The sequence below is a fragment of the Haloarcula limicola genome (genome assembly GCF_010119205.1).
Classification (GTDB): domain Archaea; phylum Halobacteriota; class Halobacteria; order Halobacteriales; family Haloarculaceae; genus Haloarcula; species Haloarcula limicola.
Genome location: NZ_WRXM01000004.1, coordinates 132159 through 154378, shown reverse-complemented (window position 1 = coordinate 154378; position 22220 = coordinate 132159). Strand labels below are relative to the sequence as shown.

Annotated in this window: 18 protein-coding genes; 7 read left to right on the top strand and 11 right to left on the bottom strand. The window is 63.0% G+C overall.

Features of this window, described 5'->3' with window-relative positions:
- Positions 1-372: 372 nt before the first annotated feature.
- Positions 373-2223: a hypothetical protein gene (locus tag GO488_RS17625; protein ID WP_206674435.1), complete on the bottom strand. Its 1851-nt coding sequence runs from the start codon at positions 2221-2223 to the stop codon at positions 373-375.
- A gap of 187 nt (positions 2224-2410) precedes the next feature.
- Complete coding sequence (locus GO488_RS17620; RefSeq protein WP_162319164.1) at positions 2411-3418, bottom strand: tyrosine-type recombinase/integrase; 1008 nt, start codon at positions 3416-3418, stop codon at positions 2411-2413.
- A 615-nt stretch (positions 3419-4033) separates the two neighbouring features.
- Between GO488_RS17620 and GO488_RS17615 the strand changes: the two genes are divergently transcribed.
- Complete coding sequence (locus GO488_RS17615; RefSeq protein ID WP_162319163.1) at positions 4034-7858, top strand: DUF7289 family protein; 3825 nt, start codon at positions 4034-4036, stop codon at positions 7856-7858.
- A gap of 1 nt (position 7859) precedes the next feature.
- Here the strand turns inward: GO488_RS17615 and GO488_RS17610 are convergent, their stop codons facing one another.
- From GO488_RS17610 to GO488_RS17570, 9 genes are all read right to left on the bottom strand, one after another.
- Positions 7860-8600, bottom strand: coding sequence for a DUF7289 family protein (locus GO488_RS17610; RefSeq protein ID WP_162319162.1), 741 nt, complete (start codon positions 8598-8600; stop codon positions 7860-7862).
- On the bottom strand, positions 8597-9052 hold the full coding sequence (locus tag GO488_RS17605) for a DUF7266 family protein (RefSeq protein ID WP_162319161.1): 456 nt from the start codon (positions 9050-9052) through the stop codon (positions 8597-8599). Before GO488_RS17605 ends, GO488_RS17610 begins: the two co-directional genes overlap by 4 nt.
- Complete coding sequence (locus tag GO488_RS17600; RefSeq protein WP_162319160.1) at positions 9049-9948, bottom strand: DUF7261 family protein; 900 nt, start codon at positions 9946-9948, stop codon at positions 9049-9051. Before GO488_RS17600 ends, GO488_RS17605 begins: the two co-directional genes overlap by 4 nt.
- Positions 9942-10541, bottom strand: a complete 600-nt coding sequence (locus GO488_RS17595) for a DUF7288 family protein (RefSeq protein WP_162319159.1) — start codon at positions 10539-10541, stop codon at positions 9942-9944. The genes GO488_RS17600 and GO488_RS17595 overlap by 7 nt, the downstream gene beginning before the upstream one ends.
- Positions 10538-11065 (bottom strand): DUF7287 family protein, encoded by a 528-nt coding sequence (locus tag GO488_RS17590; RefSeq protein WP_162319158.1) that lies wholly within the window; start codon positions 11063-11065, stop codon positions 10538-10540. The genes GO488_RS17595 and GO488_RS17590 overlap by 4 nt, the downstream gene beginning before the upstream one ends.
- Before the next feature lie 145 nt (positions 11066-11210).
- Positions 11211-13250 carry a type II secretion system F family protein gene (locus GO488_RS17585; RefSeq protein ID WP_162319157.1) on the bottom strand — a complete coding sequence of 680 codons (2040 nt, stop codon included), beginning with the start codon at positions 13248-13250 and terminating at the stop codon, positions 11211-11213.
- Positions 13247-15781: a type II/IV secretion system ATPase subunit gene (locus tag GO488_RS17580; RefSeq protein WP_162319156.1), complete on the bottom strand. Its 2535-nt coding sequence runs from the start codon at positions 15779-15781 to the stop codon at positions 13247-13249. The genes GO488_RS17585 and GO488_RS17580 overlap by 4 nt, the downstream gene beginning before the upstream one ends.
- Before the next feature lie 190 nt (positions 15782-15971).
- On the bottom strand, positions 15972-17117 hold the full coding sequence (locus tag GO488_RS17575; protein ID WP_162319155.1) for a pyridoxal phosphate-dependent aminotransferase: 1146 nt from the start codon (positions 17115-17117) through the stop codon (positions 15972-15974).
- The gene (locus tag GO488_RS17570) at positions 17114-17608 is read right to left on the bottom strand and encodes an Lrp/AsnC family transcriptional regulator (RefSeq protein WP_162319154.1); all 495 of its coding nucleotides are present in this window, start codon (positions 17606-17608) and stop codon (positions 17114-17116) included. The genes GO488_RS17575 and GO488_RS17570 overlap by 4 nt, the downstream gene beginning before the upstream one ends.
- A gap of 118 nt (positions 17609-17726) precedes the next feature.
- Here GO488_RS17570 and GO488_RS17565 point away from each other — a divergent pair, with 118 nt between their 5' ends.
- The 6 genes from GO488_RS17565 to dhaM all read left to right on the top strand — a co-directional run bounded on the left by GO488_RS17565 (position 17727) and on the right by dhaM (position 22216).
- The gene (locus GO488_RS17565) at positions 17727-18062 is read left to right on the top strand and encodes a hypothetical protein (protein ID WP_162319153.1); all 336 of its coding nucleotides are present in this window, start codon (positions 17727-17729) and stop codon (positions 18060-18062) included.
- A gap of 53 nt (positions 18063-18115) precedes the next feature.
- Positions 18116-19420: an MFS transporter gene (locus tag GO488_RS17560; RefSeq protein ID WP_162319152.1), complete on the top strand. Its 1305-nt coding sequence runs from the start codon at positions 18116-18118 to the stop codon at positions 19418-19420.
- A gap of 45 nt (positions 19421-19465) precedes the next feature.
- A complete protein-coding gene (locus GO488_RS17555) occupies positions 19466-20056 on the top strand; it encodes a thioredoxin family protein (protein WP_162319151.1) in 591 nt (196 codons plus the stop codon).
- Positions 20057-20133: 77 nt separating this feature from the next.
- Positions 20134-21132, top strand: coding sequence for a dihydroxyacetone kinase subunit DhaK (gene dhaK / locus GO488_RS17550; protein WP_162319150.1), 999 nt, complete (start codon positions 20134-20136; stop codon positions 21130-21132).
- Positions 21129-21836, top strand: a complete 708-nt coding sequence (gene dhaL / locus GO488_RS17545) for a dihydroxyacetone kinase subunit DhaL (RefSeq protein WP_162319149.1) — start codon at positions 21129-21131, stop codon at positions 21834-21836. Before dhaK ends, dhaL begins: the two co-directional genes overlap by 4 nt.
- A complete protein-coding gene (gene dhaM, locus GO488_RS17540; RefSeq protein WP_162319148.1) occupies positions 21836-22216 on the top strand; it encodes a dihydroxyacetone kinase phosphoryl donor subunit DhaM in 381 nt (126 codons plus the stop codon). Before dhaL ends, dhaM begins: the two co-directional genes overlap by 1 nt.
- The last annotated feature ends 4 nt before the right edge of the window (positions 22217-22220 follow it).

The following is a 22220-nucleotide window of genomic DNA, read 5'->3' as shown; positions in this document are numbered from 1 at the left end:
CGAAACCTACCCGCCAAACTCAACGTGACCGAACTCTCCAATATCTTCGAGACAGATGTTCGAGTAGTGTTTCGCTGAGCCTTGACCCCACTTGCTCTCGAACTCATTGTAACCTGCATTCACAAGATCGTCGAGATAGTCTCTTACCCGACGTTTCGAGACAGAGACTTGGTTGTATAGTTCAGTTGTAGATCATTCTTCGAGTTCTCATGCATCGAGGCGGTTGAATACTCGTCTCACTGTCCAAAGGAGTTACACGGCTAAACCGATCTGCGTGTTCGGGAGTCTCCTACGGATACAATCCCACCCTCGATGTATTGTTACACGGTTTCAGAACCCTCGATGTAACACACCATAGCCATCCTTCCGAAGCTACTCGGTGAACTCGACGTAGCCGTACTCTGGGGCCTCCTCGACACATACATTCGAGAAGTGGAAAGCATTCCCACGACCACCCTGCCAACTTTCGAGATAGCCCTGTTCGACGAGATTCTTGAGATGCTCTCGGGTATACCGCGCATGGATGGAAACTCTGTCAGCTACGTCCCCAGTCTTCCAGTCTCGAATGTCCCGCTTGTCAAGTTCACGTATAGCCTCAATTACCTGCTTCATACCGTCTTTTTGCGTCATCCACGAGTCAACGGAGACGATTCGCTTCTCTGGCTCCACCCAGTCCGGTAGAGCTGACGTGTGGACGTACACAGTCGCACCCTTCTCGCCCTCTACCTCCTTTCGTCCGAAACGCATCACTGCCTGAAGGACTTCGTTCCGAATCAGTGCCTCCATGACACGGTTACCGAAGTATCCGTAGTCGGTATCTTTCCCCGAAGTCCCCTCGTGTCGCTCAACGGAGTAACCGGCGAGTGCGCCCCACTTCTTCACAACATCGTCCCCAGGATGTGGATTCCCCAAGACGATACCGAGCCGTGTAGTCCCGAAACTGTTGCTGCCCTTGAGGTTCCCGTAGTTTTCCGTCCTCGATGCCAAGGAGTTCAGTCCGCGACCTTCGTACTGTTTTAGCCCCTCCTTCGAGGTGATTACTCCCGGAGTAGAGTCGTGGAGATCGTTCAATTTCTCCACAACGGGAATATCGACCGTCGGAGAAACCCCATCTCCGCCCTGATAGGCGTTCCAGTTCTCGGTAGTCTGCACGATTTCCAACCCGAGAACATCCTCAAGATATACCTGCCTGTCACCATCATCAAGGAGCGGAAACCGTTCTATTTCCGTCCCCATCACGAGTTCCCACAGTTCGAGTACTGGCGTCCCATCGAGAGCCACGACACTCTCTGCTTCCCCAAGGTTCGGCGGAAGGAGGAATGACCATTCGTGTTCGGTATTACGGGCCGCAACTTTCCCGTTCCCCAAATCAGCGTGTCGCCAACGGTTATCCAGCCTCTCTTTCTCCAGATTTGCGAGCGTCATTAGCGGCCCCAGAGCGTGTGCAGACGAATTCTTGGACTTGAGTACGTGATTGGAATCGTAGTGCGACCAAACCTCTTGCTTCCACAGCTCAACTTCTTCCTGAAACTCGGACTGGCGTTCAAGCAGCTCCTCGTAGTCACGGAAGGGAAGCAGGTCCTCCTCTTCAACGTATGCGGTTACTGCTGGTGGAACCTTCCCCGTGTACTCTTGTACGAAAGCGTCTCCGGGAAACTCATCGATAGCGACGTAGCGTTCCTCCGTCCAGTCAGTCTGGTGGGCGTGGAGATAGTGTCCGAGAAGAACATCGTATGACTCGGGGTCGATGTTAATCCCCTCGATGTATGGACATTCTCCATGTTCCAGACAGGGCAGCTGTTCCCCGAGAAGCTTACTGGCCTTCTGATGGATTGTTTCGCCTTTGATTCCTTGTCGGTATATCGAGAGTAGCTTCTCCGTAAGTTCATCTGCCGGGTTTCCCTTCTCGTCAAGTGATACGCTCTCACAGTCGCGGTGGAAGGAAGCAAGCCGTGCAACCGAAAGGTCGAGGTCGTCTTCCGCACACCAGTTCTTATACTCGTCCATGAGTTCGTGCCGTGGAGCGAAGACGGTGATCTGGTTGCCTGTTTCAGCCGCCCATTTGAGGACACCGTAACTCTTACCTGAAGCCGGTAGCGCCTCGATGAGTGCCGTTTGTGGGTGTTTGAATGCCTTCCGTATCACGTCGCCAAGACGAAATCGGATTTGTTCGAGAGTGAGGTTTTGCGATAGTCCTGCTGCTGTAGATGTGTCTGTGGACATGAGAATGAGTTCCGCACCACTATTGCGGGGGTGGTCGCGGCAAAAAGCCTCTACTGTACATAATGGGATGCAAGTGCATATAACTACCGGAAATCGACAGACAGCAGTCTATAAATCCAAAAATGGAAGGTTTATCTCCCGGGCTGAACCCAGGGGTTAGACGTTCAAATCCGGTTCAAGAAACGAGCTAACAGTCAGGCATCGTTTGTCGTATCTTCTCGGATTTTTCCGTCTTCGAGCGCTTGTCGTAGTACTGCTTGATGGTGTCGTACCCGCTATTGACAAGGTCGGACACGTCCTCGATGGACACGTCGTTATCGAGTAGGTACATAATCCGGCCCTTCCGAATCGAGTGAGGACTCACGCTCGATGGACACTTACTGGCAGTATTGTAGGTCGTGGCTTCACACTCGTCGGGATCGCGGTCGTGGGGACATTCTTGCCCATAGTGGCAAGGGCGCGTAAGCGTGTAGACGTTTCGCTGAATCGTTGTCTTCTGCGCACGGACTGACCGACCCATTAACAGAGGTTTTCGTCCGTGTTTGTCCGTCTCACCGGGATGGTTCATTTCGAGGTAGTCTTTCACCACCTCCACGTCTTCTTTCGATAGCGGGACGTTCCTCTCACCGTGGGCTTTGTTCTTCAGCGGAGTTCCGGTATCCGGACGATGACGTATCTTCAGCATCGGTGGATCTTCCACGAGGTCGTCCACATCGAGGGCGTGAATACTCCCCTGACGTGCCGCTGTTCGCCACAGAAGCAGGAACGTGACGTGTCGGAGTGACGCGTACTCGTACTTTTCGAGGTAGTCGAGAATCACGTCAGTTGTCTCCGCCTCGATGAATTCGTCTCGCGAGTCGTTACCGTCTTTTTGAGGCACGAGGCTTTCCACTTTCATCGGTAGTCCGTGAGGTACGGCTTCGATAGCCTGACAGTAGCGCATGAACTTCTTGAGTGTCCACATCTGGTTTCGAAGCGTGGTGAGGCTCACCTGCTTGCCACGCCACGTCTTGAACTCCTTGAGTCGTCGTCCGGTGAGGTCGTTGAGATTCTCTATCTGGTTTTCGTGGCAGAAGTCCACGAACGGACGGAGAGCGTATTTGTAGTTCTGTACGGTGTTCTTTGCCTGTCCTTCTTTCTGGTCTTCGAGGAAGTCTGTGACGGCTTCCTGTGGTGCGTATGGTTCGAGGCTCATTGTTGGGTGTCAACGGAGTCGTACACCCAGATAGATCCATTCAGGTTGGCATACACCCCACGCGGAGGGAGCGTAGCGACCGTGAGCGTAGGCCCCGGGTTCAAATCCCGGCGAGTCCACTTCCTTCGCTCACTGAGTTCGCTCAGTCGTGCACTCGCCGAACATCGCAAACCCTTCGGGTTTGCTCAATCCCGGCGAGTCCGTCTGCGTTCTCTACGACAAGACGACGAGAAACGGGTGTGGCTATCGGACGACGAACTGACGCGACTCACCGAGCAGGTCGAGACGCCTCACCAGCCGTTGGCCTTCTGCCTGCCGATCGGAATCGGACTTCGGCGCTCGGAAATCAGCGAAGTGTGTTCGTAAAACCACTCTAACGGGCCGAGAGACGGATTCTCCGTTTCGTTCGTCCGACTTTCACTGATGGACCTGTCTCGGATATCACCGGCTTGGAATCCGTTTGCCCAGAAGATTGTGTCAATCTCGTCGGACAGGTCTTCTGCGGGGAATTATCACCCGCCACATATCGGGCGGTAAGACGCGGTTACTTCCGGTATTGTCTGGATTTGATTTTCACCGGAGGGTTTTTGTCAGTCGATAGCGTGGTTGCATAGAATGATTGGAGGAGGCCGGTCAGTCGGGGGAGAGCGTGGCGTCTCCAACGTCTTGGCTGTCGTATTGCTGATCGGTATCACGACGGTGGGGGTCGTCGTCGTTCTCGTCGCCGGGTGGGCGACGATCAGCGACGTGAACCAGGACGCAAACACCGAGATCGCAGAGGAGTCGCTGCTCAAGATCGACAGCGTGTTCCAGCAGTCGAGCGGCGGCAACGCGTCGTTCGATATCCCCGACGAGGTCGACGGGAAGGTATCGGTCTCACACGACCCGACGTACAACCTCACGCTGAACGAAAACGCGACCTGTTCTAGCGGCGCACGCGATCTCAGTAGCATCCGGTACGAGGAGAGCGGGAAGAACGTCGGCTACGAGGGCGGGGGCGTCTGGCGGTTGACCGAGGCGGGCACGACGATGTCCTCGCCGCCGGACGTGACCTACGAGAACGGGTCGCTGTCGGTCGCGTTCGTCGACATCAACGGGCAGATCACTTCTTCGGGCGAGATTCGGGCACAGCGCAACGTCACCGCCCAGCAGATCCAACAGCGGAACATGAGCCGTGCGCTCTACACCAACGGGACGTACGCCGCACCGCCGCCGGGAACCGGTCCGATCGGGTTCGTCTGTAAGCCCTCGAACGTTCAGAACGCGACGCTGAAGATAGAGGACAGTCTCTACGCGCGCGGCTGGGCGAATTGGGCGCGGAACAACTACGACGATCGGCGCGTCTCGGTCAATCCCACCGGGACTGTCAATCCCGGTGACACCGTCGAGATCACCTTCCAACTCGGGGACGTCTCGGACCCCCACTACGCCGTCTCGAACGTCGGTATCATGCGGAGTCCGGGGAGTCAGCCACAAGTAACGGCGACGGTCACGAATACCGGGGGGTTACGGGCGACGAGGCCAGTACGTTTCAGTTACGATAACGCGACGTACGATTCGCAGTCGGTGACGCTCGACGGTGGGGAGAGTACGACGGTAACTCAGCCGCTCCCGAACAGCCGAATCGTCGACGACGGGAACCCGCACAATCTGACCGTGATAGCCGACGAGACGGCACATCAGAAGGTCGCGTTCGACAGTCAGGACGGATATCCAAATGCCCGAATCTCGTCCGTGTCCGTTCCGAGCGGTGTGAATCTGGGAGCCGAGCCGTCGAGCGCGACGGTGACGCTCGAGAACAGCGGTCCGGGCGACGCCGGTGACATGACCGCGATAGAGACGCTCACGATGACCGTCGACGGGACGCCGCGAGCGACGTGGAACGTCTCGGTGCCGCCGGAGGGGACGAAAACCGTGCACGTCGGTGAGGAACTGCCGACGAGCGACACCGGAACATACCGACTGGAGTTCAGCGGCGACCTCGCATCGAACACGGAGGCGGTAGACCCATTCACCGTCGGCGAGGCGGGATACTTCAGCATCCAATCGGTGTCGCCGCCGACGAACGCCGACGAGGGCGACGCGGTCGCCGTCGACGCGGACGTGAAAAACACCGGCGGGCAGACCATCGAAGACGACGTGATTGTTCGCATCGAAAACGGGTCGACTGGAGCGCTCGTCGCGGAATCGACGACGACGATGGACTTAAACGGCGACCTCGCGGGCCCCCCTGAGAGCCAGATAGCGACGGTGAGCCACACCTTCGGCGCACACACGAACGGTCTCTACACCTACACCGTCGAGACGCCGAACGAGACCCAAACCGGGAACTTCTACGTCGGCCCGTCACCGGCGGCCAACTTCGTCATCACGGGGTCGACCATCTCGAAGAACCCGGTCGCGATGGGCAATCAGACCACCTTCGACGTTCGCGTGAACAACACCGGTTCGAGTTCGGGAACCCAGACCGTCCGTATCGCGAACGCCTCGACGGGGGCAACTATCGCTTCGAAGACGCTGACGCTCGCGCCGAACGAAAATCGGACCGCGGCGTGGACGGTTACAGCCAACCACGAGGAGTTCGATTACGGCAACAACAAACTCCGGATTTCGACCGCGAACACCTCGTTGTATCAGAATTTAGAGGTCCACGACGGGTGGGAGCCGATCGATAGCGATGACGGGAAAATAACCGTCGAAGAAGGCGTCAGAGCGGAGATAGAGATGAACGGGGCAGAGCTAGAAGGGTACTATAACGGCTACACTTTCGGCGCACCCGTGGAGATGCATTTGCGGATTGAGAACGAGACAGGTGAATACAGCCGACTACTGTGGGAGGACTACGAGGACGGAGACGTCAACCATCCCGAGGCAGAACGCCGGATGAGGAACGAAGACTATCCTGACATCTATACGGAACGGCTGACGTTAGCCCCCGATTCGAACCTCTCTCTATTTGCTCGCTCGTACTACTGTGACAGGTACGTGGACAGTGACGTCATCCACGAAGACGTAGACGTCTACGACAACGGGCGCTTGTACGACATCCCAGCGTGGAAATGTGACGACCGAGGCCCCGAACGCATCGCCATCGACGGCGATTCCAACTCGGAGAACGTCGTCATTCTCGGGGACGGCGACGAGTTACCCGCCTACCAGCAGGCGGGAGTCGCACAGTTGGGTATCGACGACATGCTCGGCGGGAAAGTGAGCGACGACGGTAGACTCCAATTGGCCGACGACGAGCGAGTCTTCCTCTACGAGCTCTCGAAGGAAGACGCCAGCCCGGGCAACGCGCATAGGTCGGGTGATCCGGACTACAACGACGCCGTCGCGACGTTCCGCGTCGTCTCGCTTGAGCGGACGGTACAGGAACCCGCGAAGTTCAGAATCACCGACGTCGACGTACCCAGTAAAGTCAATCAGGGCGAGGATACGGACCTTGACGTCACCGTCACCAATTTCGGGGGGAAGTCGGGAAGCACGCCCGTTCGGGCGACGTTCGCGGGTATCGACGAGGGAGTGCGATCCGTAGACGACCTCGGCCCCGGCGAGTCCGAGACGGTCTCATTCGGTCTCGATACCGCGCACTCGACGGGCACGTACGAGTGGACGACCGACGCGACGGCGTCGAGCACGCCCGCGAGTGAGCGCTCCGGCTTCGTCACCATCGGTGACCCGCCGGCCGCGAACTTCCTCGTCAGCGTCAGCGGTCCGGCCACCGCTGACGTCGACGACGCGCCGGAAGCGACGGTGAAGATCTACAACACCGGCGCGGCCAGCGACACGCAGGACGTGACGCTGTTCGTCCGCGACGACGATGCAGCCGGCGGCGGGTTTACCGAAGTCGCGAGCAAGTCCGTCTCCCTCGCCAGCGGGAACTCGAAGACGCGGACGTTCGATCTGCCGAGGGCGAAGAGCAACTACACGTACTACGTCGAGACCGAGGACGTCACCGCTTCGAACCGCCGGCTGTTCGTCGGCGAGTCGGCCGTCTCGGTGGTCCGGGACACGAGCATCAACATCGGTACGTCAGATTACGATACGGGAGGGATAATCGAGCGGCGCGGTGGCATCTCTCGGATGAACGTCAAAGTTCAAAACAGCGGCACCGTCGGGGACGAGCGCGACGTGCGGCTGACCATCACGAACAAGAACACGGGCGCGACGGTCGTAAATGAGACGGTCAGCAAGCGGGTCGGTTCGGGGAACTTAGCCGGGGAGGGCCCGGTTCCGGCGTACGTCGGCTTCGATAGCGACCTCGACCCCGGCTACTACATCTACAACGTAACCGTCTACAGCGACACGGAGTCGTCAGGAAATACGGACGACACCGTCACTGGTGAGCTGTTCCTCCAAGAGGTCGACGACGGCGACAGCAACACGGAGGACTCGCCCATTTCGGTGGACTCCTCGACGATAACGGTCGGGAGCGGCTGAGTTAGTTCACGACCGTGATGTCGATCGCCGTCCGGTGAACGACCGCGCGGTCGGTGTCGCAGCTGTAGACGCCATTGCTCCCCGTCCAGTTCGGGAGTCGCTCTTCGAACACTCGCTCCCACGCTTCGGGGTACGCCGTGTTCCGCACGTCGACTTCGACGGAGTCCGCGCTCGCGTCCGACGCGTCGACGGGATAGACGAGCGACCGGTCGGCCACCTCGCTGCGGAGCGTCACGCGGTTCTCCGCGGAGACGTTGACTGATCCGCGGACGGCAGTCAGCGGGAGATGCGCGCTGTTCGCATCACAGCGTATCGGTGGAAGGCGAACGACCACGAAGCCGCCCTCTTCGACGCGGAACAGCGCGCCGTTGCTGTACACTAACTCGGTCCCGGTATCGGTCGATCGGACGAACGCACTCGTAGAGAGCGATTTTCCATCGACCGGGGTCCCAGATCCGTTGTCGACGGTGACGGAGATAGCTGAGGTCGCCCGCTCGAGACCGTGACCCTGGAGTTTGATGGTCGTCGACCGGCGCGGCGCGTCGCTGGCTCGCTGGTCGGCGAGCGTCTCGGCGTAGCCGAGCATCGTCGCCTCCGCGACGTTGGTCTCGGTCCCCTCCCGAACGTCGTCGAGCGCGCCGACGCCGCCGACAGTCATCAGGCCGATCATCGAGATGATGACGCTGAACACCAGCGTGAACGCGACCAAGTCCGAGACCGCGCGGTTCGTCTTCGCCCTCATCCGTTTCGCACCTCCAAGCACGGCTCCGTGGCGTTGTACGCGACGGCGACCGGACCGCCGTTGACGATGCTCGGACAGATGCCGGGTTCGGTCTCGTTGTCGAAGCGAACCTGCGTCGAGAGGTCGCGGCTCGTCATGTTGACGTAGATAGTCGTCCGCTCCGGTCCGGGATCGACGACGATTCTGTACTGCTCGCCGGCGATGCGCTCGGGATAGTGCGATTGGAAGGAGAGGTTACTAGATAGCCTGTCGGTGTCGAACTGGTCGAGACGGACGAGGTCGCTCGTGATACCCGACCCGACGTCGACCAGCCCCTGGCGAGCGACGGCCTCCCGCTGGTCGGTGACCAGTTGCGCCCCGCCGATGAGCAGTCCGGTCACCAGAATCGTCGAGATGCCGATGGCCAACGCCTGCGTGATCGCCGGTGAGACGGCGCGTGTATCTCGGATCATGGCGTTTCGTTGACGAGGATGGTGCGTTCGTAGTTGGTGTAGGTAACGTCGATCGCGGGGACGGCAGGGTAGGAAGTGTAGTCGCTGGCACTGTAGCTCTCACTGGGGTACGTTCCTGTCGACGCGAAGACGTAGTTTCCGCCGGCCCTGTTGCCGTTCTCGAACCGGACATCGTAGGGGCTATCGAGGACGGCCTCGAACGGCTGGAACGTCGTCGGGGCCCCGGCGATAGTACACTTCCCGGTCGTAACGTTGAGACGGATATCCTGCGTATCGGTCGGGGTGCTACAGACGGTCGAAGTCGTCCCCGAGTGCTCGACCCTCACAGCCCGTTCGACCGGACCGAGCGGGTCTAGAACGCGCAGACGCCACCGGTCACCGCTATCGCCTTCGACGACGACGGTGTACGCGTTCGACGGCCCGCCGTTGACCGTCGTCACAGTCATATCGAACGTCGAAACGGTGCCCGCGTCTTCGACGACCGGCCAGTCGTTAGCACTCCCCGGCCCGCTGGGGTCGGGTCGCTGAAAGTCGCCGGAGCCGGTGGTTCGATACCCCCTCGAACTGCTCTTGTTCAGCGTCACGCCGACGTACGCGCCCGTTCGAGCGCCGCTCACGCGGGTCTGGTAGGTCGAGTAATTCGCGAGGCTCCGGTTGAGCGCGTCGGCGAACTCGTCGGTGTCGTTGGTCGCGCGGGTTCGCGCCACGATCGTCTGTAGGTCGCGCTCGACGGCGGCTTCGCGGTCGGCGACCCGCTCGATACGGTCGGCGTTGTCCGGCGTCGCCACGTTCTGGGTCACGATGAGGCTGTTGGTCAGCGCTATCGTGACCAGGAACACGACGGCGACGGTGATGCCGCCGAAGAGCAGCAACTGTCCGCGGTCGTCGGCTACCATACGGTCAGTCGCACCTCCACGACGTTGTACAGCTCCGACTGCTCGTCGACGTCCTGCAGGTAGTACGTCGAGATGTCACTCTCGAGCGAGGGACCGGTTTCGGTACAGCCGTCCGGCCCGGGTCCGTTGATGCGAATCGCCATACTATCGGTGAGTGTGACCGTCGTCGTCGCCACCGTCGCGCTGGCCGGAGGACGATTGAGGTTCTCTTCGGAGCGCTCGGAGACGATCTGCGTCTCCCGTTCGTCGCTCGTAACGTTCCAGTAGCTGAAATGGAGGTTGTACTGGTCGCCCTGCGCGTCGAAGGTCTGGTTGAGCATCCGCTCGAACCGGGCGGGTTTCGTCTCCTGCTTCCCGTTGAGCCGCGTCTTCCCGGCGCTGTAACAGAGCGTCGCGTTCCGCAGCGCGCCGGTCTCGCCGGCGACGGTCAACAGGTCGTTCGCGCGCTGGCTCAGCTGTCGCGTCTCCTGACGCGTCCCGTCTTCCCACGCGCGCGTATCGATCGCTTGCAGTCCGTACACCGTCGCCGCGACGACGAGGATCGCAGCGAGAACGCCTTCGAGCGTGTAGGCCTGTCCTCGATCGCCGCTCACCACGCGCGAACCACCAGCCAACAGGTCGGGGTACACTGCGGTGTCCCGTCGTCGTCGTTCGCCAGCCGGACGACTCGCGTCGAGGTGGCGTACGGTTGCTCGCGGTAGCTCTCTCCCCACGCGAGCACGATTCCGTTTCCGTCGCGGGCCGGTTCTCGACGCCCGTCTTCGAGCGACGAACTGTTGACGATGCTGACGTTCAGGTCGGGGTTCGTCCGGCGAGTGGAGGAGACGTTCACCCCGGCGGACGCCGTCAGGTCCGATAGTCCGGTATCGGCCGAAAGCGTTCGGTCGAGTCCGCTCGATTGGTTGTACCGGAGGACGTTCGGATCGCCGTCGACGCTGTAGTTCTCGACGAGGTACGAGGCGACGCGGTCGGCTTGCGGTTGCTCTATCGGCGTCGCCGAGTCCTCGTACACCGAGAGTGCGCCACCCTGAATGAAGACGAACGCACCGATGATCGTGACCAGCAGGACGCTCGTGCCGATGGCGAAATCCTGTGCCGTCTGCCCTCTGTCGTCCATTATCTCACCCCTCTATCGTCCGTCTCCGCATTCCCGTGTCGCTCGCTATATCCCACCGCATTCGACTATCGTATAACATCTATCGCACTATTATTAAATATCTACGCTACCCCTCAATTACTGATATCGGCGGCCGTCGCCGCTCTCACCCCACAGCCATCCACACTACGAGCGCGATCGTCGAGAGGATGACGGCGAATTTCACGCCGGCCATCAACTTCACCTCCCGGATGTAGCCCGCGATGAACGACGAGAGCAGCGCCTGTAGCGTCACCGCGTGGAAGAACAGCATCGAGAGCAGTTCCGTGTCGACGTTGCCGCCGAAGCTCCCGCCCGGCGCGCCGGAGCCGCTGGCTCCCGACGCCTGCGTCGACAGGCCGGACATCACGTCGAGGAACTGCGTCTTCAGCAGCGCCATCACGCCCAGCAGCGTGAGGTAGGTCATGATGATGATGACCGTCTGCATCCGGGTGCGGGACTTTCGCTCCCGTTCGATGTCGTCCTGGTTCTCGGAGGCCTGTGCCGCCGTCGAGAGCACATCCTGAATCTGGCTGGAGGCCTCCTGGGCCTCGGCGATGAGCTTCACCGTTCGGGCCAGCCGCGGGACGTGGTACTTGTTGTTGAACTCCCGCAGGGCGTCCTTGAGGCTGGTCCCGTAGTTGACCTTCGCGTGCATCGTCTCGAACTCGTCCGAGAGCTTCCCGGCCGAGGTCTCGGAGACCACCTTGATGGATTCGAGCAGCGTCATCCCCGTGTCGTTCGCCGAGGCGAGCTTTCGGAGGTTCTCCGAGAGGTTGCCGATGATGGCCTTCCGCGACCGCTGGTTCCACTCGTAGAAGATCGCCAGCGGGAGGAAGTTGATGTACATCGGAACGTACACCCAGAAGAACGTCCCCGAGACGGGGTTGGCTCGCATCCCGTCGAGCGAGAGCGGCGCCCACCCGAGGACGACGGCGACGACCAGCGCGAGGATCGAGAGCGGGACGGTCAGCCCGAGGACCAGAATCGGGTGGTCGCGGAAGAAGAGGTCCGGCCGTTTCAGTATCTGGACGAGTTCGTAGGTCCCCTCGCGGCTCTTGATGCGGTCGAAGACGCCGTAGGCTCCGGTGTACTGCTCGACGAGGCCGAGGTTGAACACGCCGACGCCCTCGTCGACGACGACGTCCTCCTCGTCGGCGGTCGGCCGGAGGTAGCCGTCGCCGATGGCGTCCTGCGTGACCGTCGAGACGAGCACCAGGAAGGCCGTTCCCGTCAGCGGGATGAGGCCGTAGACGGTGCCGTAGATGAGTCGCTGCTGGGCGTTGCCCATCATCGACATGATGACGAGGATGATGATGAGCAAGAGCGGGAACAGCGAGAGCGTCATGTACATCTCGCCGAACAGCTCCAGCGTCTCCAGCATCTTCTCCTGTTCCTGTCGAGCGGTCCGCATGTGCTTTTCCTTCTGGTCCTCTAAGAAGGAGGTCATGTCTCCGCCCGAGTTGATGATCGAGAGCATGTCCGTCAGGAACTGCGAGAGCTCGTCCGAGGGCGTCTCGATGGCCTGATTGCGAACCGCGGACCGGTAGTCCGTATCGAAGTACTCCGTCTCTAAGACGATCGACTGGAACTCCTTCGCGGCTTCGCCGTACGTGTCGTCCGCTTTCCCCATCGCGTGGAGGATCTCCAGTTGGTTCAGTCCGCCCACCGAGAGGGCGTACATGAAGGAGATGGCGTCCGAGAGAAGGATGTTGATCTCGCGTTCGCGCGCGCTGGCCCGGAAGTACGGGATCGAGACGAGCGAGCCGAAGCCGATGCCGAAACCGATAGCCCCGAACACCAGCCCGGTGACGAGAATCAGAAAGGGGAGTTTCAGCGCGTCGATGACCGCGAGCAGCGCCTCGTTCTGGATGGCGACGCCGATGAACGTCGGCCCCTCGGTACCCGAAAAGAGCAGCGTGACGAGCAGGTAGCCCAGAAACGTCCCGACGAGCCACAGGGTCACTCCCGCGATGACGCCGACGGCCAGCGCCCGCGCGAGGAACATCTCGACGTTGTCGGCCATCCGGGCCTGTGCGAGTTTCTTCCCGACGCTGTCGACGAAGTCGCCCTCGTCGTCGAACAGTTTCTGGTAGGCCGGATAGAACGCGTCGCCCAGAGCGCCGCCGCTCCCGAGTTGTCGCTGACCCCTCGTATCGAGGCTCATCCGCTATCTGCCTCCTTTCCGGCCTTCGGGACGAACTGGCCGAAGCCGCCGACGCCTTCCGCTTCGTCTTCCTCGTCCGCTCCGTCTTCCTCGTCTGTCGCCAGCGCGTCGCCTTCCATCAGCGCGGCGACGATATCGGGCGTGTCACCCTGTTTGAACTGCTCGAACAGCGGTCCGGCGTTGTCGAGGATGGACTTCGTCTCCTCGACCATCGCCGGCGGGGCGTCCGGCCGCGGGACCATCTCCTCTTTCTCCGGGTCGATGTCGATCTTGACCGACTCCATCTCCCGGAGGTCTTCGAGCGACCGTTCGAGCTGGTCGTTGGCGATGAGCGTGAGGATGGTGTCGGGGTCGTTAACGAACGCCTGGATCGTCGCGGCGACCTGCGTGTAGGTGTTCAGTCCCTGTTCGATGAGATAGGCCAGGACGACCTTCCGCTTGAACAGCTCCTCGTCGAGCTTCTCCTGGGTCCACCCGCGGTCGAACTTGATCTCTTCGAGGGTGTTGGAGTTGCCCATCTGGATGTACTCGTCCGTCTCGGCGCGCCACTCGTAGACGTCCCGGACGTTGATCTCGTCGTTCTCGGCGGAGTACTCGTTGATCTCGGTCAGGGACTTGTTCCGACGGACCTTGCTGCCGTCCACGCGAGTCTGGGTCTGGATGCTCACCAGGTCGAGCGCGGTGAAGAGCGTCTTCGAGACGTTGATGGGTTCGGTCGTAAAGCGCTTGATGACCTCGCCGACGGAGTCGGCGTGGAACGTGGTGTAGGTCGTGTGCCCCGTCGACATGACCTGAAAGAGCGTCCGCCCCTCTTCACCGCGAATCTCACCCATGACGATGTAGTCCGGCCGCTGGCGGAGCGCGGCCTCCAGCAGGTCGAACTCGTCGACGTCGCCCTTGTCGTCCTCACCGAAGGAGGGGCGAGTGACGCTCGCCACCCAGTTGCGCTGGGGCAGTTCCACCTCGCGAGTGTCCTCGATGGAGACGATCTTGGAGTTCGAGGGGATGAACAGCGAGACGGCGTTCAGCGAGGTTGTCTTCCCGGACGCGGTGCCGCCGGCGAAGATGAGGCTCTTGTTGTTCTCGATGCAGAGCCAGAGGAACGCCATCTCGTCGAGCGAGAACGTGTTCCAGTTGATGAGGTCGATGGGGGTAAAGGGGACGTCCTTGAACTGACGGATGGTGTAGTTGGTCCCGTGGTCGGACACCTCTCGCCCGAGCGTTAACTGCGCGCGCGACCCGTCCGGGAGTGTCGCGTCGACCTGCGGCTGCCGTTTGGAGATCCCCTTTCCGGAGCGCTGGGCGAGCTTGACGACGAAGTCGTCCAGCTCGCTCTCGCGGTGTTCGACGTTAGTGATGATCTGCTCGTAGTCGGTGTGGTAGACGAACACGCGGGAGTTGTAGCCGTCACAGGAGATGTCCTCGACGTTGATGTCGTGTTTCACCGGATCGATGCGGGCGTAGCCGACGAAGTCCCGCTTGAGCATGTACAGCAACTTCTCGACCTGGTACTCGTTCAGCGTCGAGGGGTCGTCCTCGATGATGGCCGGCTCGGGGCGGGCCGCGATCCCGTTCAGCTGTCCCACCGATTCCGTCTCGGTCTCCTCGCCGATGTCGAAGAGGTCCTTCACTTCGTCCAACAGTCCGCCGCTGGTCCCCCCGCTCCCGGCGACTGACCCGTCGTAGAGGTCGTACCGGGAGAGCAACTGCTCGGCCTCGCGCTGGATGACCGACGCCCGGTCGGCGTTCGACCCCTTGACGATGACGTCGTCCTCGGAGTACTTGATCGCGGTCTTGAGCTTCCCCGAGAGGAAGCTCTTGAGGTCGTCCTCGATCGCGTTGAGATACGGCTCGACGACGTAGTACTTCCGCTCGTTCTCCTTCCGGGAGTGAAAGACGACGACACAGGCGTACGGTTTGTTGACCCAGTAGCGTTCGGTCTCCCGGAAATGAGACTTCTTGCTCTCCGGGACGGCTTTCTCTAAGTCGTAGCGGTTGACGACTGTGGTGTGGCCCTCCCGCGTCGAGAAGAACTCGTCTTCGTCCACGTCGGGGTCGACGTCGACGGTGTTCTCGTCGACGAACTCGTCGAGTTCCGCCGCCAGATCCTCGCCCAGCGAGAGCCTGTTCTCGACGTGGTCCGGGTCGAATCCGAGGTGGTCTTCGGGTTCGAACGGGACGACCTCCCCCTCCTCGTCGCGCGGTTGGTCGCCGTCCTCCTCGTAGTAGAACTCCTGTTTGAAATGTTCCCACGTGTAGACGCCCTTCGCGACCGGCGTGGTCGTCGGGTCGAGGTACTCCTCGAACGGCCGGTTCAGTGTCAGCGCCGCGCTCGCGGCCGTCTCCAGTCTGTCTTCGAGATCGCGGGGCTCGAAGCCGAGGTACTCGCTCCGGTCGAAGCGCCCCCCGCTGTGGAACTCCCGTCTGAGGTCGTCCCACGTGTACTCGCCGACCGCCGCCGGCCGATCGCCGCCGTCTCCCCCGCTGGCGACTCGCTCCGAATCTCCCCCCGTTTTGTCATCGATTGCCATTGTGTTTTATCTCCTGATTCGCGTGAAAAACCGTTCCGGCGTCAGCCCCCGCCACAGTCCACCCGATAGTGCGTCACGGTCCAACACAGTTTGAGCGTGATACAACAGGCCCCATACTGAAACTTTCGGCGCGGCTATTAGGATTGATAACTCACTATCAGAAGCGAGACTTCGCCACCGAGCGCGGCGGTTACTGGACGAAGTCGGCGATCCGCGTCATCGCTTCTTTCAGGTCCTCCAGCCCGGTCGCGTAGGAGATGCGGAGGTGACCGGCACCGCCCTCGCCGAAGGCCGTCCCCGGGACGACGGCGACGCTCTTCGACTGGAGCAGCGCTTCAGCGAACTCGCCGGCGTCGTCCCACGGGCACTCGGGGAACGCGTAGAACGCGCCGGCGGCGGGGAAGCAGTCCAGTCCCATCTCCTCGAACTGCGAGAGGACGTACTTCCGGCGGCGGTCGTACTGGGTGGCCATGTCGGTCACCTCCTCGCGGCAGTCGTCGAGCGCCTCGATGGCCGCGTGTTGCGCGGTGGTCGGGGCGGACAGCATCGTGTACTGGTGGACCCGGTTCATCGCCGTGACGGCCTCGGGCGGCCCCATCGCGTAACCCAGCCGGAACCCGGTCATCGCGAAGGCCTTCGAGAAGCCGTTGAACACGATGGTCCGCTCGCGCATCCCCGGCAGCGTGGCGATGGAGGTGTGGTCGTGTTCGTAGGTCAGATCGGCGTAGATCTCGTCGGCGAACACGACGAGGTCGTTCTCGCGACAGAAGGCCGCCACCTCGACCAGTTCGTCGCCGGTCATCGTCGCGCCCGTCGGGTTGTTCGGGTAGCAGTAGACCAGGGCGTCGGCCTCGGCGGCCCCGGACTCCTCTAAGACCTCGCGAGTGAGCTTGAACTCGTCTTCGACGCGAGTCGGCACGTCGATGACGTCCACGCCGGCGAACGTCGCGCCGGGGACGTAGGAGACGTAACACGGCTGGACGACGGCGAGGCTGTCGCCGGGGTCGAGGAGGGCTCGAAACGCCAAATCTAGCGCCTCGCTCGCGCCGGCGGTCACCAGAATCTCGTCTTCGGCGTCGTACGAGAGGTCGTGAACGTCCGACTCGTAGCGGGCGATGCGCTCGCGCAGTTCTCGCTTACCCCGATTAGCCGTGTAGGAGGTCTGGCCGCGTTCGAGCGACGTGATGGCGGCCTCGCGGGCGGCCCACGGCGCGGAGAAGTCGGGCTCGCCGACGCCCAGCGAGATGATATCGTCCATCTCCTCGGCCAGCTCGAAGAACCGCCGGATGCCCGACGGCGGCACCGCGTCGACTCGGTCGGCGGGTTCGAACGTCATGGGGAGACGGAGAGGCGGTCGTCGTCGTCGTGGTCGTCGAACGTCATCCCCTGTTCCTTGTAGGACTCCATGATGTAGTGGGTGACCGTCTGGGTTATCTCGGGGATGGGCGCGATCTTGTCGCTGATGAAGTGAGAGACCTCCCGCATGGAGTCGCCCTCGACTTCGAGGTCGAAGTCGTAGTCGCCGCTGACGAGACGGAGCGACGTGACCTCGGGGAAGCGGGCGATGCGGTCGGCGATGTCGCCGTAGTTGGTCTCGCGGTCCAGCGCGACGTTGAGTTCGACCGTCGCCCGCACTCGCTCTTCCTCCGTCTCGACGGCCCCCCAGTCGACGACGGCCTGATAGCCACAGATGACCCCTGCTTCCTCGAACTCCTCGATAATGGATTCGACTTCGCTCTCGGAGAAGTCCGTGAGATGGGCTAAGTCCTCCGTGGTGTAGCGGGCGTTCTCCCGTAACAGGTCGAGAATCTCTCGGCGACTGCTCATACTGTGGTGGCGGACGGTGGCGGACAAAAGCCTTGCTCAATGGTGAGACGGTATGGCGTACCGCCGCCGAGTGAAACCGGCGCGAGCTTTATTGCGGTGGACTGCCTCGGCCCGGCTAATGTTCGAAGAGGCCGCCCGAGACGAGGAACCCACCTCCGGGTGGGGCACCGTCGCGACCCACGACGAGGCACCCGCCGTCATCGACACGCTGCTCCGACTCGACCCCGAGGAACGGTACACCAAGACGGAACTGAGCGAGGCGGCCGGCGTCGCGCTGAAGACGCTGTATCTCGACGGAACGCTCGACCACCTCGCCGCCTCGGGCCTACTGGAGAAAGAGGAGACTGAGGGCGAGGAGACGCTGTTCGCCGTCGCGGCCGACAGCGACGTCTACCGCGCCGCGGCGGCGTTCGACGACGCCGTCGGGGATCGATTGGCGGACGAGAGTGAGTAAAGCGACGCCGAAACCGCGACGCTCTTTGCGCTAGCCCGTGACACGACGGTACGGTGGTCTCTGACGCGCAGTCCCGACTCGTCGTCGGTCTGGTCGGCGGTTCGCACCTCGTGAACCACGCGTACTTCATGCTGCTGCCGCCGATCTTCGGGCCGTTGCAGTCGGATCTGGGGCTGACCGACGCGCAGCTGGGCGTCGCGCTCGGCACCGTCGGGGTCGTCGTGACGGCGCTGCAGTTGCCGTTCGGGTCGCTCTCGGACTCGCGGAGTCGCACGTCGGTACTGGCCATCTCGCTGACCTTCGGCGCGGTCGGCGCGATTCTCACGGCGACGGCCCAGAGCTACGCGTGGCTGCTGGCCGCGAGCGTCGTCACCGGTGTCGGCATCGCGGGTCACCACCCAGCGCACTACCCGCTCATCGGCGCGGCGACGACGGCGGACACCCGCGGGCGGGCCTACAGCGTCCACGGCTTCACGGGGGCGATCGGTCTCGCCGCGCCGCCGGCCGTCGTGGCGACGGCCAGCACGCTCGGGCTGGACTGGCGCGTCGCCATCGGCGCGATCGCCGTCGTGGGAGCCGTCTACGGCGCGGGCTGTCTGCTGGCGTTCGACCGCCTCGTGAACGAGGCGATCACGCATCCGTCGAGTTCGGGCGGCGAAGCGGTGGTCGCCGGCGCTGTCGACGACGCCAGCGCCGGCGCGACCGACGGGGTCGATACCGCCGCCGCGTCGCTGACGACGCGGATCCGACGCGAACTCGGAACGGTGGTCTCCTCACCCCCGATCCTCGCGCTCACCGTCCTCTGGTTCGTCTCGTCGATGGCCGGGTGGGGCATCAAGCAGTACACGGCGGCGCTGCTCTCCTCGGGCTACCGGCTACCCGACGCCACCGCGAACTTCGCCGTCTCGGCAATGCTCGTCACCGGCGCGGTGCTCATCTTCGCGGGCGGCTGGCTCACCGACCGCTACTCGCCGGGACCGGTGCTCGTCGGCGGCTACGCCGCGCTGGTCCTCGTCGCCGGGGCGCTCGCGCTCGGCACGCTCCCGCTGGTCGGCGCGCTGGCGCTGGTCCTCGTCCTCTCGGCCACCGTCGACGGCAGCAGACCCGCCCGCGCGGCGCTGGCCGACGCCTTCTCGACCGACGACTCGGCGGGGAAGAACTTCGGGTTCCTCACCATCGGGATCTCCGGCGGAGCCGCCGTCGCGCCGCCGGTGCTGGCCGTCGTCGTCTCGCGGGCCGGCGTCGCGGCGGCGTTCTGGGCCGTCGCGGGTATCGGAGCCCTCGCCGTTGCGCTGACGCTCGTCGTGCTGACCGTCGGCGGCCGTCGAACGCTCGGGACCGCACAGCCCGGCGATTGACCCGTCCGTGCGCTTTTACTATCCCGCGACGTACCGCCGACCGCTATGGTCTCGATGGACTCGGAGTCCGACGTTCTGCAACGCGGGGACGCCGCGCCGCCGTTCGAACTGCCGGGCGCGGACGGCGAGACGTACCCGCTGTCCGACTTCGCCGACTACGACGCCCTGCTCGTCGTGTTCACCTGCAACCACTGCCCGTACGCGCAGGCCAAGATCGACGAACTGAATCGCCTCGCCGCGGAGTACGACGACCTCGCCGTCGTGGGAATCAACGCCAACGACGAGGGCGAGTACCCCGACGACTCCTTCGAGCGGATGGCGGAACTGGTCGAATCCGGCGAGATCGCCTACGACGCCTACCTCCGGGACGAGGACCAGACCGTCGCGGCGGCCTACGGCGCGCGCTGCACGCCGGACCCGTTCCTGTTCGACGACGATAGCGGGACGTTCCGGCTGGCCTATCACGGCCGGCTCGACGACGCGCCGAACCCCGACGAGGAACCGAGCGAACGGGAGATGGCCGGCCACGTCGAGACGCTGCTGTCCGGCGGAGAGATCAACGCCGCCGAGAAACCCTCGCGAGGCTGTTCCATCAAGTGGAAGGACGGGAACGAACCGGCCTACTGGGACGCGTAGACCGGGATTATTCCGCCCGCCTCGACGCTCCGCTCGCTCAGATTTATCAGGGAGAGAGTCGTCTGTCAACACGACACATGAAGAAGCTCATCAACGACCCGGACGACGTGGTCGACGAGATGCTCGACGGGATGGTCGCGGCTCATCCCGACCGAGTCCGGCGGCTCCCGGACACGAAGGTACTGGTCCGCGCCGACGCGCCGGTCGACGGGAAGGTCGGCGTCGTCAGCGGCGGCGGGAGCGGCCACGAACCGACGCACGCGGGTTACCTCGGCGACGGGATGCTCGACGGCGCGGCGGCGGGCGAAGTGTTCACCTCGCCGACGGCCGACGAACTGGAGGAGTTGGTCGACGCGGCCGACAGCGGCGAAGGCGTGCTGATGGTCGTCAAGAACTACGAGGGCGACGTGATGAACTTCGAGACGGCCGGCGAGATGGTCGAGATGGAGGGCGGTGACGTGGCCCAAGTCGTCGTCGACGACGACGTGGCCGTCGAGGACTCGCTGTACACCTCGGGCCGACGGGGGGTCTGTGGCACCATCCTCGTCCACAAGGCGGCGGGCGCGAAAGCCGCCGAGGGCGCGGATCTGGAGGAGGTCCAGCGGGTCGCCCAGAAAGTGGTCGACAACGTCGGGACGATGGGGATGGCGCTCACGTCGTGTGTCACGCCGGAGAAGGGCGAACCCACCTTCGACCTGGGCGAGGACGAGATCGAGTTGGGTATCGGCATCCACGGCGAGCCGGGGGTGGAGCGGACCGAGATGATGGACGCCGACGCCATCACCGAGGAGCTGACCGAGTCGGTGCTGGAAGACCTGGCCCTCGATTCGGGACAGGAGGTCGTCACCATCGTCAACGGGATGGGCGGCACGCCGCAGATGGAACTGTTCGTCGTCAACCGCAGGCTGCAGGAACTGCTCGACGACCGCGACTTGGAGACGTGGGACGCGTGGGTCGGGGACTACATGACGTCGCTGGACATGGCGGGCTGTTCGGTCACCGTCTGCGCCGTCGACGACGAACTGAAGGAGCTACTCGGCGCGCCGGCCGACACCCCGGCGCTGACCGTCAGATGAGCGACGAGGGCCGGGCGGTCGTCGCGGCCGTGAAAGCGGTCGCCGAGCGCCTCGAAGCCGAGCGGAGCCACCTCACCGAGCTCGACTCGGCCATCGGCGACGCCGACCACGGGGGGAACATGGCCCGCGGCTGGAGCGCCGCCGCCGAGGAGGTCGCGGAACTCGACGACCCGGACCCGGCGACGGTGGTCAAGACGACCGGCAAGACGCTCATGTCGGAGGTCGGCGGCGCGTCGGGGCCGCTGTACGGCGGGTCGCTCGTCTTCGCCAGCGCCGAACTCGAAGACGGCGTCACCGCCGAGAGCGCGGTGGCGTTCGCCGAGACCTACTTGGAGAAGGTGCAGGACCGCGGCGACGCGACGGTGGGCGATAAGACGATGGTCGACGCGCTGGTGCCGGCGGTCCACACATTCAAGAAGTCCGTCGAGACGGACGACCTCTCGCCGGTCGAGGCGCTGGCGAAGGCCGTCGCGGCGGCCGAGCGCGGCGTCGACTTCACCGTCCCCATCCGCGCCTCGAAGGGTCGGGCGTCGTATCTGGGCTGGCGCTCCGTCGGCCATCAGGACCCCGGCGCGACGAGCACGCTCTACATCATGGAGGAACTGCTGTCGGTTGCACAGGAAGAGTTGGAGGTCGCCGAGGAACCGACCGTCGACGCCGCGTCGCCGACGGTGCCCGACGGCGAGGAGGCCACGGAGGACTGATGGTCGGCCTCGTCGTCGTCTCGCACAGTCGGAAAGCCGCCGAGGGCATCGCCGAAGTCGCGACGGAGATGGGCGGAGACACCCGCATCGAGCCCGTCGGCGGCGACGGGCAGGGCGGCATCGGCACCGTCCCGGACGACATCGTGGACGCGCTCGACGCGGCCGAGGAGGGCGACGGCGTCGTCGTCCTCGTGGACCTCGGGAGCGCCGTGATGAACGCCGACGTCGCCATCGAGATGAGCGACGCGGACGCGGTCGTCGCGGACGCGCCGGTGCTGGAGGGCGCGGTCAACGCCGCCGTCGCCGCGACGAGTCCGAAAGCGACGCTCGATTCGGTCCGCGAGCAGGCCGAGGCCGCCCGCGACGTCGACAAGCTCTGAGTCG